This window comes from Iodidimonas muriae, assembly GCF_014647255.1.
Taxonomy (GTDB): domain Bacteria; phylum Pseudomonadota; class Alphaproteobacteria; order Sphingomonadales; family Rhodothalassiaceae; genus Iodidimonas; species Iodidimonas muriae.
Genome location: NZ_BMOV01000002.1, coordinates 458,489 through 472,717 on the forward strand (window position 1 = coordinate 458,489; position 14,229 = coordinate 472,717).

Annotated in this window: 13 protein-coding genes and 1 tRNA gene; 7 read left to right on the forward strand and 7 right to left on the reverse strand. The window is 56.7% G+C overall.

The window, feature by feature from the left end; all coding sequences use genetic code 11:
- Positions 1-11: 11 nt before the first annotated feature.
- Both IEX96_RS04585 and IEX96_RS04590 read left to right on the forward strand, forming a co-directional pair.
- Entirely contained in the window at positions 12-1,439 is a 1,428-nt protein-coding gene (locus tag IEX96_RS04585; protein ID WP_150004444.1) for a dihydrolipoyl dehydrogenase family protein, read from the forward strand.
- A 24-nt stretch (positions 1,440-1,463) separates the two neighbouring features.
- The gene (locus tag IEX96_RS04590; RefSeq protein ID WP_188873528.1) at positions 1,464-2,879 is read left to right on the forward strand and encodes a sensor histidine kinase; all 1,416 of its coding nucleotides are present in this window, start codon (positions 1,464-1,466) and stop codon (positions 2,877-2,879) included.
- Between the two features lie 57 nt (positions 2,880-2,936).
- Here the strand turns inward: IEX96_RS04590 and IEX96_RS04595 are convergent, their stop codons facing one another.
- Positions 2,937-4,154, reverse strand: a complete 1,218-nt coding sequence (locus tag IEX96_RS04595) for a potassium/proton antiporter (RefSeq protein WP_229773530.1) — start codon at positions 4,152-4,154, stop codon at positions 2,937-2,939.
- A 127-nt stretch (positions 4,155-4,281) separates the two neighbouring features.
- Between IEX96_RS04595 and IEX96_RS04600 the strand changes: the two genes are divergently transcribed.
- Positions 4,282-5,559: a M24 family metallopeptidase gene (locus IEX96_RS04600; protein ID WP_150004447.1), complete on the forward strand. Its 1,278-nt coding sequence runs from the start codon at positions 4,282-4,284 to the stop codon at positions 5,557-5,559.
- Between the two features lie 21 nt (positions 5,560-5,580).
- Here the strand turns inward: IEX96_RS04600 and pyrF are convergent, their stop codons facing one another.
- The 6 genes from pyrF to aroA form a co-directional block, all read right to left on the reverse strand.
- The gene (gene pyrF, locus IEX96_RS04605; RefSeq protein ID WP_188873529.1) at positions 5,581-6,303 is read right to left on the reverse strand and encodes an orotidine-5'-phosphate decarboxylase; all 723 of its coding nucleotides are present in this window, start codon (positions 6,301-6,303) and stop codon (positions 5,581-5,583) included.
- Between the two features lie 50 nt (positions 6,304-6,353).
- Positions 6,354-6,722 (reverse strand): lipopolysaccharide assembly protein LapA domain-containing protein, encoded by a 369-nt coding sequence (locus IEX96_RS04610; RefSeq protein WP_150004448.1) that lies wholly within the window; start codon positions 6,720-6,722, stop codon positions 6,354-6,356.
- Between the two features lie 51 nt (positions 6,723-6,773).
- On the reverse strand, positions 6,774-7,064 hold the full coding sequence (gene ihfB, locus IEX96_RS04615; RefSeq protein ID WP_188873530.1) for an integration host factor subunit beta: 291 nt from the start codon (positions 7,062-7,064) through the stop codon (positions 6,774-6,776).
- 223 nt (positions 7,065-7,287) lie between these two features.
- Positions 7,288-8,991, reverse strand: coding sequence for a 30S ribosomal protein S1 (gene rpsA / locus IEX96_RS04620; protein WP_188873531.1), 1,704 nt, complete (start codon positions 8,989-8,991; stop codon positions 7,288-7,290).
- A gap of 197 nt (positions 8,992-9,188) precedes the next feature.
- Entirely contained in the window at positions 9,189-9,827 is a 639-nt protein-coding gene (gene cmk / locus IEX96_RS04625; protein ID WP_150004449.1) for a (d)CMP kinase, read from the reverse strand.
- Entirely contained in the window at positions 9,824-11,212 is a 1,389-nt protein-coding gene (aroA, locus tag IEX96_RS04630; protein WP_188873532.1) for a 3-phosphoshikimate 1-carboxyvinyltransferase, read from the reverse strand. Before aroA ends, cmk begins: the two co-directional genes overlap by 4 nt.
- Before the next feature lie 141 nt (positions 11,213-11,353).
- On the opposite strand from aroA, the gene IEX96_RS04635 reads away from it, so the two are divergent.
- The 4 genes from IEX96_RS04635 to IEX96_RS04650 all read left to right on the forward strand — a co-directional run bounded on the left by IEX96_RS04635 (position 11,354) and on the right by IEX96_RS04650 (position 14,224).
- Positions 11,354-11,686 carry an FYDLN acid domain-containing protein gene (locus IEX96_RS04635; protein WP_150004450.1) on the forward strand — a complete coding sequence of 111 codons (333 nt, stop codon included), beginning with the start codon at positions 11,354-11,356 and terminating at the stop codon, positions 11,684-11,686.
- A 190-nt stretch (positions 11,687-11,876) separates the two neighbouring features.
- A tRNA-Ala gene (locus IEX96_RS04640) sits at positions 11,877-11,952 on the forward strand.
- A 571-nt stretch (positions 11,953-12,523) separates the two neighbouring features.
- Positions 12,524-13,066 carry a hypothetical protein gene (locus IEX96_RS04645; protein ID WP_150004451.1) on the forward strand — a complete coding sequence of 181 codons (543 nt, stop codon included), beginning with the start codon at positions 12,524-12,526 and terminating at the stop codon, positions 13,064-13,066.
- Positions 13,067-13,504: 438 nt separating this feature from the next.
- On the forward strand, positions 13,505-14,224 hold the full coding sequence (locus tag IEX96_RS04650; RefSeq protein ID WP_188873533.1) for a helix-turn-helix transcriptional regulator: 720 nt from the start codon (positions 13,505-13,507) through the stop codon (positions 14,222-14,224).
- Positions 14,225-14,229: the final 5 nt, after the last annotated feature.

Consider the following 14,229-nt stretch of genomic DNA (forward strand, 5'->3'; position numbering starts at 1 on the left):
AAGGAACTGTCATGACCAAAAATATCGATACCGACATTCTTGTGATCGGCGCCGGATCGGGCGGATTGTCCGTTGCTGCGGGGGCTGCGCAGATGGGAGCCCGCGTGGTTCTTGTTGAAAAAGGCAAGATGGGCGGGGATTGCTTGAATTATGGCTGTGTCCCTTCAAAGGCTCTGCTGGCGGCCGGGAAAGCAGCCCATCATGCCGCCCATGCATCGGCCATGGGTACAACGGTTTCCGGCATATCGGTAGATTTCAAACAGGTCCATGATCATGTGCATCAGGTGATCGCCGGTATCGCGCCCCATGATTCGGTGGAACGGTTTGAAGGTCTGGGTGTGACCGTGATCAAGGGTCATGCACGTTTTAAAGGCCCCCGCGAGGTGGAGGCGGATGGCCATGTCATTCGCGCCAAACGCATTGTGGTGGCCACTGGCTCTTCGGCGCGGATTGTCCCCATCCCCGGTCTGGACGGCGTGCCATATCTCACCAATGAAACGGTGTTTGATCTGACCGAACGGCCAGAGCATTTGGTGATCATCGGCGCGGGCCCCATCGGCCTTGAAATGGCGCAGGCCTTCCGGCGTCTGGGGTCAAAGGTAACCGTGCTGGAGCGGTTCACCCCGCTCCCCAAGGATGACCCCGAACTTGCGGCCATCGTGCTTGATAGCTTGAGGGATGAAGGCGTCGATCTCCGCTCGGATATCGAGGTGAAATCCGTTGCCTATGCGGCTGAAACCGGCCTTGTGGTGCAGGTGGAAAAGGATGGCGTCGCCAGCGAAATCAAGGGCACACATTTGTTGCTGGCCGCAGGGCGCGCGCCCAATGTGGCCGGTCTGGACCTGGAAAAAGCCGGGATTGCCTATAGCGAAAGGGGCATTTCCACCGATGCGCGGTTGCGCACGTCTAATAAGCGCGTTTTTGCCATTGGCGATGTGCGCGGCGGCCTGCAATTCACCCATGTGGCGGGATATGAAGCGGGGATTGTGATCCGCAATATCTTGTTCCGCTTACCGGCCAAGGCCGATTATTCGGCGGTGCCGTGGGTCACCTATACTGATCCGGAATTGGCCCATGTGGGGCTGGATGAAGCACAGGCGCGGGAAAAATTTGGCGATAAGATCAAGGTGCTCAGCATCGATTACAAAGAGAGTGACCGGGCCCGTGCGGAAGGGGCGACCAAGGGCCGGGTGAAGCTGATTGTGAAATCGGGACGGCCCATCGGGGCGACGATTGTGGGCGCGCAGGCCGGAGAATTGATCCAGCTTTGGGCGTTGGCTATCTCGCAAAAGATGAAGGTTTCTGCCCTTGCAGGGTATATCGCGCCTTATCCTTCCCTTGGTGAATTGAATAAAAGGGTGGCAGGCTCTTATTTTACAGATACATTGTTCAGCGAACGTACAAAAAAGATTGTCAGATTCATCCTCATGCTGGGGTAATCGGCGGGTGGTATGGAAACAGGGGTGGAAACATTGCGAAGCAGCTTGTCGTCGCGCTTGCTGCTTTTGACCATTTGCTTTGTGATGGTGGTCGAGGTGTTCGTTTATGTGCCCTCGATTGCACAATTCCGCCGCAGTTTTCTAGAGCAGCGCATCACAGCGGCGCAGATTGCCGCTCTGTCCCTTGTTGAAGCCCCCGACCACGCCATCAGTAAAGATCTGGAATTTGCCCTGTTGCGCACGGCCGGGGTGAAGGCGGTGTCCTTGCAGCTTGGTGATCGCCGTCAATTGATGATGGAAGGCGATGCGCCAGCCCGCATCGATGCCCGCTATGATCTGCGGAAACCCTCGATCCCCAATATGATCGGCGATGCTTTTGTCACTTTGGCGCGCGGTGGCAAAGGCATGATCATGGTGAGTGGCGAGCCACTTCATCGGTTGGGTGAGGAAGAAATTTCCATCATTTTAGATGAAAGCGCTTTGTTTGATGCGATGGCACTATATTCGCGCAATGTGATGGTGTTGTCGGTGATCATTTCTGTCTTTACTGCAGGATTGGTGTTTTTAGCGCTGCATTTTCTGATGGTTCGGCCCATGCGGCGGATCACCCGGTCCATGGTTGCCTTTCGCCAGCGCCCCGATGATCCGGAACGCGCCATTGTGCCCAGCGACCGCCATGATGAACTGGGGGTGGCCGAGCGGGAATTGGCGCGGATGCAAGAAGAGCTGCGGCTGGCCCTTAACCAGCGCAAGCGGCTGGCCCATGTGGGGGCGGCAGTGAGCAAAGTGAACCATGATTTGCGCAATATTCTGGCCACGGCGCAATTATCGTCCGACCGTTTGATGATGATCGACGATCCCAAGGTGCGCGATATGTCGAGCCGGATGATTTCCGCCATCGACCGGGCCATCGTGCTGTGTGAACGCACCTTGAAATATGGCCGCGCCGATGAGCCGCCGCCAAAGAAACGGGCGTTTAATCTCCATGATCTTCTGGAGGATGTGCGGGCCTCGGTGGGGCTTGATCTTCAGGAAGAAAATGCCTCCGATGGCAGCCCCAAGGTCCATCTGGATAATGCGGTACAAAAAGATTTCGCGCTCTTTGCGGACCCCGACCATATGTTCCGCGTTTTGATGAATCTTGTACGCAATGCGGCCAATATTCTGGAGCGCACGGGCGGACGGGTGGCGGTCACGGCGGAAGAAAAAGGCGAATGTCATTTCGTGCGGGTCTCGGATACCGGTCCGGGTCTGTCCAAGAAGGCCCGCGAGAACCTGTTCGTGCCGTTTAAAGGCTCAACGGGGGCTCGGGGTACCGGCTTGGGTCTTGCCATCGTGGCGGAGCTTGTGGAAGCCAATGGCGGACGGGTGGTGCTGGAGCATAGTGATGACAGCGGCACCACCTTTGTGATCGAACTACCCTGTGGAGCATCGACCTGAGATCCAGACATCAGCCCAGACATCAGGCCCAGACATCAGCTCAGGCATCAGGCCTTGCTAGCTTTGCTCCTGATTTTCCGGATTGGCCTTTTCAGACGGGGAAAGCCCCAGCCAGCGCGCCGCCGGAGCCACGGTCCAGCCTTGCAGCACAAGCGAGGCAACAACGATCACGAAAACGATATTGAAAAATTCCACCGTCACCGGACCGGCCGTAATCACAGGGAAAATGGCCAGATAAATCGGTACGGCACCGCGCAGGCCCACCCATCCCAGAAACAGTTGTTCCGAAGTGCGAAAGCGCAATGGTCCAGTGCACAGGGCTACGGCCAATGGGCGGGCGACGAACATCAAAACGGCGGCAATGACCAGCGCTTCGATCCAGGTGGCGGTCAGTGCGCTGGGCTTTACCAATAACCCAAGCATCAAGAACAGCCCGATCTGGCTTAGCCATTGCAGACCTTCATTGAAATGCAGGATGCGGTTGATCGAGCCATTCATTCGGCCCGCCACCACCAGCCCGCACAGATAAATGGCCAAAAAGCCGCTGCCGCCCATAAGCGACGTTGCGGCATAGATAAAAAGTGCCGCCGCCAGCGCCAGCGGGGGCGCAATGCCATCGGGCAGGTGAAGGCGGCTCAACAGAGCGGCAAGGCCCCAGCCCCCGGCAAGACCAGCGACCAAGCCGATGCCAAGCTGCATCACCAGAAGCGGTGCAAAATCGATCAATTCTGCCGGCGAAAGGCTGGCTCCCGAATTGACCAGAATGGTCAGCGCCAAGGTGAGGAAGATAGCCATCGGGTCATTGAGGCCGGATTCCAGAACCAGAGTGTTTTTCAGCCGCTGGGGAAGCTTGGCGCGGGAATGCTGGATCAGCAAAAAGGTTGCCGCCGCATCGGTGGAGGCCACCACAGCACCGAGCAAAAGGCCCTGTTCCAAGGGAACGCCCAAAATCCAATGGGCCGGAATACCCGTAATTAAAGCTGTCAGCACCACGCCTATGGTGGCCAGCAAAATGGCGGGTAGCTTTGCGCCGCGTAACGCCCGAAAATCCGTTTCCAGCCCACCGGCAAAGAGAATAATGGCCAGCGCCAAGCCGCCAAGAGAATGGACCACCTGAAAATCATCGAAGTTGATTCGTCCCGGCCCATCTTCTCCCGCCAACATGCCGACACCAAGAACCAACAGCAGAATCGGCGCCCCAAGCCGATGAGATAAAGGGATAAGCAAGAATGCTAAAAAGACCAGAAGGGCGGAAAGTAGAACGAGTTGGTCCATAAAAAATGCGATCCGTTAAAGCTAGGGATTTTGTTTTGTCAAAAAGGCACTGTAGCATGGGATGAGCGTGATCCGGTTACCATAGGTGGCATATTTGGACGCGGCTGCAAGATGGGAGCATTGAACGATGGGTCTTAATAAGCGCGATTTTATCAAAAGCGCAATTTTGGCGATGGCGGCAGGTGGTCTTACCGGGGTGCCAAAGCGCCGCGTTCATGCTGCTGAGTCGGATGCCTTTTCCAATTTACCCAATCTAGCAGAAAATGCGGTGCCGATCACGGTGGCAGAACGCCGCAAGCGCATTGAAAAAGCACAATCTTTGATGCGGGATGCCGGTTTGTCGGCGCTGGTGTTGGAACCGGGGTCCAGCCTTGTGTATTTCACCGGCCTTTCTTTGTGGCGTTCAGAGCGGTTTCATGGCGCGGTGATTCCCGCATCGGGCGAGATTGCCTATGTCAGCCCGGCCTTTGAAGAACCGGCCCTGCATGAGAAATTGCAGCTGGGCGATGATGTGCGGGTGTGGGAAGAGCATGAAGACCCTTTCCGGCTTGTGGCGCAAATTCTTGCCGATCGGGGGGTGAAGAAAGGCGCCGTGGGGATGGAAGCGTCCGTACGACATTTTGTGGTTGATGGTATTGCCAAACAGGTACCGCATCTGGGCATTGCGTCGGCTCAGGCGGTGGTCACGGGCTGCCGGGCCATTAAATCACCGGCGGAAATTGCCCTGATGCAGATCGCCACCGATATCACCATTGCCGCTTATCGCCATACCGTACCGCGCCTTGAAGCGGGGATGCAGCCCGCAGATTTTCGCGCCATGATGGATGGGGCCACCCGCGCCCTTGGCGGCAGGCCTGTGTTTTCCATGGCCCTGTTTGGTCCGGCCAGCGCGTTTCCCCATGGGTCCAACGCACCGCAGATCTTAAAAGAAGGCGATACGGTCTTGATGGATTGCGGTTGTGCGGTGGAAGGCTATCAGTCTGATATTTCCCGCACCGTGGTCTATGGGACACCGTCTGCCCGGCAGCGCGACGTGTGGGCCATTGAACGCGCCGCGCAGATGGCAGTATTTGAAGCTGCACAGCCCGGTGTAAGCTGTGGGGATGTGGATAAGGCGGCACGTGCCTTATTGGAAAGCCATGGTTTCGGGCCGGGTTATCAGGTGCCGGGCCTGCCCCATCGCACCGGCCACGGCATTGGCATGGATGGCCATGAAAGCCCCAATTTTGTGAAAGATGAAGCAACAAAAATTGTGCCGGGCATGTGCTTTTCCAACGAGCCGGGGATTTATATTTATGGGGAATTCGGCGTGCGGCTGGAAGATTGCCTGTGGATCGCCGAGGATGGCCCGCGCTGGTTCAGCACACCATCCGCTTCGCTCGACGATCCTTTGGGGTTGGGCTAGCGGCAGTGCCCAAGGCTTGGCTTAAAAAGGCTCGCTGATCGCATCGATGATGGATTGGGCGGCTCCCACCGGGTCGTCCGATTGGGTGATGGGTCGGCCCACAACGATCACAGTGGCGCCGGTTTCCACGGCCTCTTTGGGGGTCATGACCCGCTTTTGATCGCCAGCATCCGTGCCGCGTGGGCGGATGCCCGGCACCACCAGCTTGAAATCCTGACCGGCCACAGAGCGGGTGGTGGAAATTTCATGGGGGGCGCAAACCACGCCATCCAGCCCGGCCTTTTCCGCCAACCGCGCCAGCCGTGCCACCACTTTATGGGTGCTGCCTTCGATGCCCAGCACGTCCAGATCCCCCGCATCAAGGCTGGTCAGCACCGTCACCGCCACGAGCCACGGCATTTTGACACCCAGCTTGCTGGCCGTATCGGCTGCGCTATCGGCGGCGGCGCGCATCATCGCCAGCCCTCCGCCGGCATGAACGGTCAGAATCGCCGGATTGAGCTGCATGATCGAGCGCATGGCCCCGGCCACCGTATTGGGTATGTCGTGGAATTTGAGATCAATGAACAAGGGCACATCGCGCTTGCTGATTTCTTCGACACCTTTGGGTCCGTGGGCGCAGAAGAATTCCAGACCCAGCTTGAAGCCGCCGACCGTGTCTTTCAGCGCATCGACCAAAGCGGTGGCTTTATCCATATCGCCGGTATCGAGCGCACAAAATAGCGGATTTTTAAATCGCTGCATAAGATGGTTCGCCGCACTGGCGTCCTTGCTATGGGGAGAAGGGGGGATTGTTACGGATTTGTTTGTGGCCGTGATCCGTGCCGTGGCGCTTGCGCATTGTCAATGGCCACCAGTTTTTTTGCCGCTTGTTCTTCGGCTTTTTGAGCCTGCAGCTCGGACAACGCCAATTCGGCGCGCCGGGCACGTTTTTCCGATTGTCTTTGAGCAAGGCTGGCGCGAACGCTTTTGGGAAATGCCAAAATGGCCGCCAGCAAGGCGCCGAGAAAAATCCCTGCGAGAAACACCGCAAATAGGGGCAACTGCAAAACCAGAGTGCTTCCGGGAATATCGAGAAGAACGGTTTCGCGATTGGCAACGGACAGAATAATGAGGCCCAAAGCCAGAATAAGGGCGGGAATCAGCACAAAGAGACGACGCATCAGTTGGTCGCCCTGTTCGCCATTCTGTTCGTCGCCCTATCCACAGCTTTGTTAGCGGCCATGCTGGTCATTGAGCTGCTCACGCAGGTCTTTGCCCGTCTTGAAATAGGGCACATGTTTTTCTTCCACGGCCACCGCTTCGCCGGTGCGGGGATTGCGTCCGGTCCGGGCCGGGCGGGTTTTGACCGAAAATGCACCAAAGCCACGCAGTTCAACGCGGTCACCCCGGCACATGGCAGCGGTAATTTCTTCAAAGACGGTGCCAACAATGCGTTCCACATCACGGTGCAACAAATGCGGATTGGCTTCGGAAAGCAGTGTGATGAGTTCCGATTTGATCATGTGGAAACGATCCTTTCATCGATCCAGACAGTGATTAGCGACCCCAAGCTGTGAAAAGCCTATGGGAGGGGTGCCCACGCCGTCAAGCCGCGCTGATATAGCTGATCGGCTAGGCATGCGGTCAATTGCGGGGCGTTGGCGTAAGAATGGCCGCCCCGCTAGGAAAACGAGGCGGCCTTTTTTATCATCCATGATCAAATGCACATGGATTTTGCCGATGAACTTAGGAGTCGGTCTTGTCTTCTTTGGCCTTTTTCAAGGCTGCGCCAAGAATATCGCCAAGGCTGGCCCCTGAGTCGGTGGTGCCATATTCGGCCACAGCGGCTTTTTCTTCGGCCACTTCCAATGCCTTGATCGACAAGGACACGCGCCGTTGACCACGGTCCACATTGGTGACAAGCGCATCGACCTTATCGCCAACAGCGAATCGGTCAGGGCGTTGGTCGCCACGGTCGCGGGCCAGATCGGAGCGACGAATGAAGGCGGTGTAGCCATCGGCGATGGATACTTCGATGCCACCATCGTTCACTTCGGTAACCGTGCAGGTGACGATTTCGCCTTTTTTCTTGGCGGCAACATCGGCGAACGGATCGCCTTCAAGCTGCTTCATGCCAAGGCTGATGCGCTCTTTTTCCACGTCCACATCCAGCACTTTGGCTTTCACATGGTCGCCTTTGGAGAATTTCGCAATGGCTTCTTCGCCTGCGGTATCCCAGCCGATGTCGGACATATGAACCATGCCATCCACATCGAATTCCAAACCGACGAACAGACCGAATTCGGTGATGTTCTTGATTTCGCCTTCGACTTCGGAATCCGGCGGGAATTTTTCAGCAAAGGCTTCCCACGGATTTTCAAGGCACTGTTTCAGGCCAAGAGAGATGCGGCGCTTGTCGGGATCGACTTCCAGCACCATCACTTCGACTTCCTGGCTGGTGGAGACGATCTTGCCCGGATGGACGTTCTTCTTCACCCAGGACATTTCGGAGACATGGACAAGCCCTTCAACGCCCGCTTCCAGCTCAACGAATGCACCATAATCGGTGATGTTGGTGACCGTGCCGTTGAATTTGGCGCCAACCGGATATTTCGCTTCAATGCCTTCCCAAGGATCGGCTTCAAGCTGCTTCATGCCAAGGCTGATGCGCTGGCTGTCTTGATTGACGCGGATGATCTGGACCTTCACCGTCTCGCCAATGGTGACAACATCGGACGGATGATTGACGCGCTTCCATGCCATATCGGTGACATGCAACAGGCCATCAATGCCGCCCAGATCAACGAAGGCACCATATTCGGTGACATTCTTGACCACGCCATCCACCACATCGCCTTCTTTCAGGCGATCCAGCAGCTCGGCGCGTTGTTCGGCGCGGGTTTCTTCCAGAACGGCGCGGCGGGACACAACGATATTGCCACGGCGACGGTCCATTTTCAGGATCTGGAAAGGCTGGGGAATGTTCATCAAAGGCGTGACATCGCGCACGGGGCGGATGTCCACCTGGCTGCCCGGCAAGAAGGCCACGGCGCCATTGAGGTCCACAGTGAAGCCACCTTTGACGCGCCCGAAAATGACACCCTTTACATGGGATTCTTTTTCGTAAGCGGTTTCCAGATGGTTCCAGGATTCTTCGCGGCGGGCTTTATCGCGGCTGAGAACGGCTTCGCCATTGGCGTTTTCAACGCGATCGACGAAGACTTCCACATTATCGCCAACGGAAAGTTCAACAGGGGCGCCGGGGACAGAGAATTCACGCAAAGGCACGCGGCCTTCGGCTTTCAATCCTACATCGATGACCGCGAGGTCGTTTTCAATGGCCGTTACGGTGCCTTTGACGACTTGACCTTCGAACTGCGAGTCTTCCGACATCGTTTCGTTCAAAAGGGCCTCGAAGTCCTCCATGGAGGGCATTTGCATATCTGTCATGGGTGTTAATCGTACCGATATTAAGGGAGCTTTTCATGCCAGCCGGTTGGTTCCGGCGGTCTTCTTCCGGGGCTCCTTGACAGACGACCATCGCCTGTCTTCTCCTCATCCCGGAAGCCAATGGTCTCATCATAAAGGCACAAATCGATCCTCAAGAGGCTCGGTTGTGGCATTTTTCAGATGGTGCCTTGGCTCGTTTAAGAGCGCTGCCATTGATCAACGATTTGGCAGGCGCGCTCGAATGCGCTTTCTATATCCAATTCGGTGGTATCTAGCAAGACCGCGTCTTGCGCCGGTTTCAATGGCGCTGTGGCGCGTTGGCTGTCGCGCCGGTCCCGTTCCAGAAGATCCGCTAATACCGTTTCATAATCGGTGGCCACGCCTTTCGCTTGCAATTCATGCAAACGGCGTCTTGCGCGCACAGGATCGCTGGCGCTGACATAGAGCTTAACATGAGCATCAGGGCATACCACAGTGCCGATATCGCGCCCATCCAGCACCGCACCGGCCTTGCCCGAAGGGGGCTGATGGGCGAAATCGCGCTGAAAGGCCAGCAAATTGGCCCGCACCACAGGGTTGGCAGCAATGATCGAGGCCATATGTCCCACCTGTTCGCTGCGCAATTCGGGATCGTTTAACAGATCTGAATCAAGGGTTTTGGCCGCATGGGCGGCGCGGTCAGCATCTTCCGGGCCGTGACCTGCCCGCTTCAGGCTAAGCCCGACGGCACGATAGAGCGCACCGGTATCCAGATAGGCCAGATCAAATTTTTCCGCCAGTTTCCGCCCCAATGTGCCTTTTCCCGATGCTGCCGGGCCATCCATTGCAATAATCATAAAAGGGTGATCTCCGTGCCCAATGCGTTCATCAACGGCATGAAATCGGGAAAGCTGGTGGTGATGGGGGCGGCATCATCGATGGAGACCGGCCGATCGCTGGCACAGCCCAGAACCAGTGCCGACATGGCAATGCGGTGATCCAGATGGGTGGTGATTGTTGCCCCGCCCAAAGGAGGACTGCCGGTTCCATGAACGATCAGGCCATCGGGCACTTCTTCCACGGCCACACCGCATGCCGATAAGGCAGCGGCCATGGCGGCGATTCGGTCGCTTTCCTTGACACGCAGTTCTTCCAGTCCCGTGAAGCGGCTGCTGCCCTGTGCGCAGGCGGCGGCCACGAACAAGACCGGGAATTCGTCGATCATCAGGGGGGCAATGGCCGGATCAAGGGTCACGGCCTTCAAGCGTTCCGGCCCTGTCATCACCAGATCGGCCACGGGCTCGCCGCCTTCTTCGCGGCGGTTCTCGATGGTCACCGGGGCGCCCATCTGTTCCAGTGCCGTCAAGATCCCCGCCCGCAAGGGGTTGATCCCCACGCCTTTCAGCCGGATTTGGGAACCTGGCCGGATGGCCGCGGCCACCAAAGGAAAGGCCGCAGAGGAAATATCCCCCGGCACGGAAATATCCACGGGAGACAGCTCCGCTTCGCCGGTTATGCGGATGATGCGGCCTGTCTCGCCGGTGCCGCTTTCTTCCACTGTGATCTGGGCGCCCATGGCTTTCAGCATCCGTTCGCTATGGTCGCGGGTGGCTTTTGGCTCGCGCACGACACTGGTGCCCGGCGTGTTGAGCGCCGCCAGCAAAATCGCCGATTTTACCTGCGCCGAAGCAACCGGAAGGGTGTAATCAATGGGCATGGGGCTGTCGCTGCCGGTGATCAATAAGGGCAATCGCCCGTCACCGCGCGACTCGATAACAGCCCCCATTTGCGACAGGGGCGCAATCACCCGGTTCATGGGGCGTTTGCGCAAAGACCCGTCGCCGGTGAAAAAACAGCGGATCGGCTGAGAAGCGACCAGCCCCATCAACAAGCGGGTGGAGGTGCCGGAATTGCCCATATCCAAGATGTTGTCCGGTGTTTGAAGCGCCCCGACACCCACGCCGTCAACCACCCATTGGCCGGGGGATTCGCGCCTTATGCCAACACCCATAGCCGATAAAGCCGCCGCCGTCGCATGGACATCTTCGCCTTCCAAAAGCCCCGTAATATGGGTGCGCCCCACCGCTAAAGCGCCCAGCATCAAAGCGCGATGGGAAATGGATTTATCGCCGGGTAGGGAGCATTGTCCCTTGAGATGCGCCACGCATTTGGACTGCGCTCCTCCGGCCTTGCTGGACTTTTGGCCGGATATGGGGCCTATGGATGTTTCATGTGCCGACATTTTTTTGTTGACTTTCCTGCCGCTTCTTTCGATTTGACGCGGTAGGTTTTGACAGAAGCGACGGACCGTGGCAATGGATGCCGTTCGATAAAGAGCGGTGGGCATCGTGCCTTAAGGAATGGCGACCGAAGGAGTAGTTTCGTGGCGAAGCCCGAATGGGGAACCAAGCGTACCTGTCCCAAATGTGGTACGCGCTTTTACGATCTTCAAAAAGACGATCCCGTCGTCTGCATTGATTGCGGTACGGAATGGGCTCCCGAGCCTATTTTGAAATCCCGTCAGCCCGTAGCAGCGGAAGTTGCGAAAAAGGTGGTGACACCGAAAGCGGATGACGATGAGGATGATCTCGGTCTTGATGATGATGACGATGACGATATCAAAATCGATGATGACGATGATGTGACCGTCGATACGGATGATGACGATGATGATGTCTCTGCCGTCGTTATCGCTCCGGTGAAGGACGACGACTGAGGCCGGACTTCGAGATTTCGCGGGAAAATATCCGGGTTTTGAATATTTTTTCAATATTGGGTATTTTCTCGCTTGATCGCTTTCGATCCAGCCACTAATGTCCGCGCCGCGTCCGACAGTTGGCTCCCAAGCCACAGCGCGTCGGAAAAGCAATGATCGGCAGTTCGCTGCCTATCATGACAATGATCAAGGGGCCGTAGCTCAGTTGGGAGAGCGCTACAATGGCATTGTAGAGGTCAGGGGTTCGATTCCCCTCGGCTCCACCATTCTTTCAGAATGACGATCACCTCGGTTTGATAAATAGCTTGGGGCTCCACCATTCTTCCAGAATGACGATCACCTCGGTTTGATAAATTCCCCGGGGCTTCACCATTCCCTAGCGGGAAAGGCATTTTGGAAAAGACCGTTTCAGGTCAATCCGCTTCCCCCTCGCGTCATTTTTGTTTGGTCCCGCTCCGCTCGACCCGAAGCTGTCATGATTGTCGGTGTTGGGGTCGATGCTCACATGGACCGTGCTCAAGGCTGCGGGTTTGGTGATATCCCGCTTCCCCGCTCGTCATTCCCGGACTTGATCCGGGAATCCAGTTCTTCCTTTACCACACCTTGCGACAGGCTATGCCGGACTCCCGGATCAAGTCCGGGGATGAGGGATTTGGATGGTTATGGCGCCTAATCGGGCTGCGCGGATTCAACTGTTCTCCACAAAGCGTTATGGAATTTCAGTCTGTCTGTCGTCACCTCCCTGTGACTCTTTGTGTGCTATTCAGCTCTGGTTCAGATGGGTTTGCACATTATATCCAGAATGATGCCCGAAAAGCGGACTTTGGAGAACGGACCATGCGAAAGTTTCTAGGAGCCCTGGCAATTGGATCAATGGCCCTGAGCGGATTGTCAGTGATCGCGGCCAGCCCTGCTGAAGCCGGTCCACGCAATTACAGCTATGGGGGCGGCCATTATGGCGGCTCTTATGGAAGCTATCGTGGTGGGCGTCATTATAATCGCGGCCGCAGTTATCGGGGCGGCCATCGCGGCGGGCATGGGGCGGCCAATGTGCTCTTGGGCGTTGGGGCCGGTCTGTTGCTTTATAGTGCCATTGATAGCGCCAATAACAGGTCGCGCGCCCCGGCTTATGGCGGCGGCTATTATGCGCCGCAACGGGTTTATGGTGTGGCCCAGCCCCCGCAATATGCCGAGCGCCCCGGGCCGATCCCTGCGCGTGCGGCTCAGGAACAGACGGCATCCGATTGTCTGCAAACCCGTGAATATCAAACCACCATCACCATTGGCGGTGAAGAAAAAGACGCATATGGCACCGCTTGCTTGCAGCCCGATGGTGATTGGAAAATGGGATCGCCGACCCTTGTTCCCGATTATGAATAAGCGCCCGATCCTTGCTTTGACCCGCATTTGATCGTCAAAAAGCCAAAGATCCGCAGAAAAGCAGGGACTTTGGCTCTTTTGATATAAAAAAGCGTTGGGTTTGCAACACACTGAAAAGAAAAGTTAAGTTGAGATTTTTGCGTATTCTGTGAAGAGCTTTACGTTACGTAAACTTGCGCAAAAGAGAGTGAAGTGCGCAACAACACTTCGAAGGCACCTTGGCGTTGCTCCTTGATTGCCCTATCTTATAGGCAATTATAAAGAGGCAAAGTGCTATTTTTCTTTATGAGAAATCATGGCCTTTGACCCGTTCTGTTCTTTGGGACCAATGCTGTTCTTCAAGATCAGTGGTCGTCTTTGGGGTGAGTGATGTTAGCCGAACCAACACAACGGTTTTTGAGTGATTTGCCCGGAGCCCGAAATCTTCAGGAAGCCTCGATGCTTCTGGGAGATTACAGCCAGTCCTTGCCTGTTCCGCGTGCGGCTTTTGATAATGATCTGGCCAATCCGTCCCATGTGGCGGGGCAAAAGCGCGAACCCATTGGCGTTGAACTGGGCTGGCCTTCGGATTTTGTGCGACGCTGGTTTAGTTCTGGCCTGATGCTGGCCTGTCCCCTTGTGGTGCCGTGCCGCAAGATGCGGCGGCCTTTTTCCTGGGGGCTGGATGAAGACAATCTTGGGCTGGAAGGCGATACATTGCCAAAGCCGTTTACCGCTTTGGGGCAGCAAACCCTTAGCCTGTTGCGTCAGGTGGGTGTTCGGTCGGGCATCACCGTGCCGGTGCATCAGCCCGGCGGCCGGACGGGTTTTGTCACCTGGGTCAGCAATGAGCCTTTGAAGACCGTGCGCGACTGGGCGGACCGTCATGCGGGCGAGCTGTTTTTGGTGGGCCACGCCTTTTTGGAACATGTGGATATGATGGTCGCGGAAGGCGCATCGGATATGGCGGACGCCTGTTCCCTGACCGAGCGTGAGCGGGAATGTCTGACATGGGTGGCTTGCGGCAAAACCGATAGTGAAATCGGCATAATCATTGACCGCTCGCCAGAGACGGCGCGTTTCCATGTGCGCAATGCCATCGCCAAGCTGGATGCCAGTTCCCGCAGCCATGCCGTGGCCAAAGCCATGCGCAAGGGTTGGCTGGGCCAGATCGAATAAGGCCC

Bases quoted from the DNA above. Each gene is read 5' to 3' on its own strand.
- IEX96_RS04585 (WP_150004444.1), top strand. From the start codon at position 12: ATGACCAAAAATATCGATACCGACATTCTTGTGATCGGCGCCGGATCG.
- IEX96_RS04595 (WP_229773530.1), bottom strand. From the start codon at position 4,154: ATGGACCAACTCGTTCTACTTTCCGCCCTTCTGGTCTTTTTAGCATTC.
- IEX96_RS04600 (WP_150004447.1), top strand. From the start codon at position 4,282: ATGGGTCTTAATAAGCGCGATTTTATCAAAAGCGCAATTTTGGCGATG.
- pyrF (WP_188873529.1), bottom strand. From the start codon at position 6,303: ATGCAGCGATTTAAAAATCCGCTATTTTGTGCGCTCGATACCGGCGAT.
- IEX96_RS04610 (WP_150004448.1), bottom strand. From the start codon at position 6,722: ATGCGTCGTCTCTTTGTGCTGATTCCCGCCCTTATTCTGGCTTTGGGC.
- ihfB (WP_188873530.1), bottom strand. From the start codon at position 7,064: ATGATCAAATCGGAACTCATCACACTGCTTTCCGAAGCCAATCCGCAT.
- rpsA (WP_188873531.1), bottom strand. From the start codon at position 8,991: ATGACAGATATGCAAATGCCCTCCATGGAGGACTTCGAGGCCCTTTTG.
- cmk (WP_150004449.1), bottom strand. From the start codon at position 9,827: ATGATTATTGCAATGGATGGCCCGGCAGCATCGGGAAAAGGCACATTG.
- aroA (WP_188873532.1), bottom strand. From the start codon at position 11,212: ATGTCGGCACATGAAACATCCATAGGCCCCATATCCGGCCAAAAGTCC.
- IEX96_RS04645 (WP_150004451.1), top strand. From the start codon at position 12,524: ATGCGAAAGTTTCTAGGAGCCCTGGCAATTGGATCAATGGCCCTGAGC.
- IEX96_RS04650 (WP_188873533.1), top strand. From the start codon at position 13,505: ATGCTTCTGGGAGATTACAGCCAGTCCTTGCCTGTTCCGCGTGCGGCT.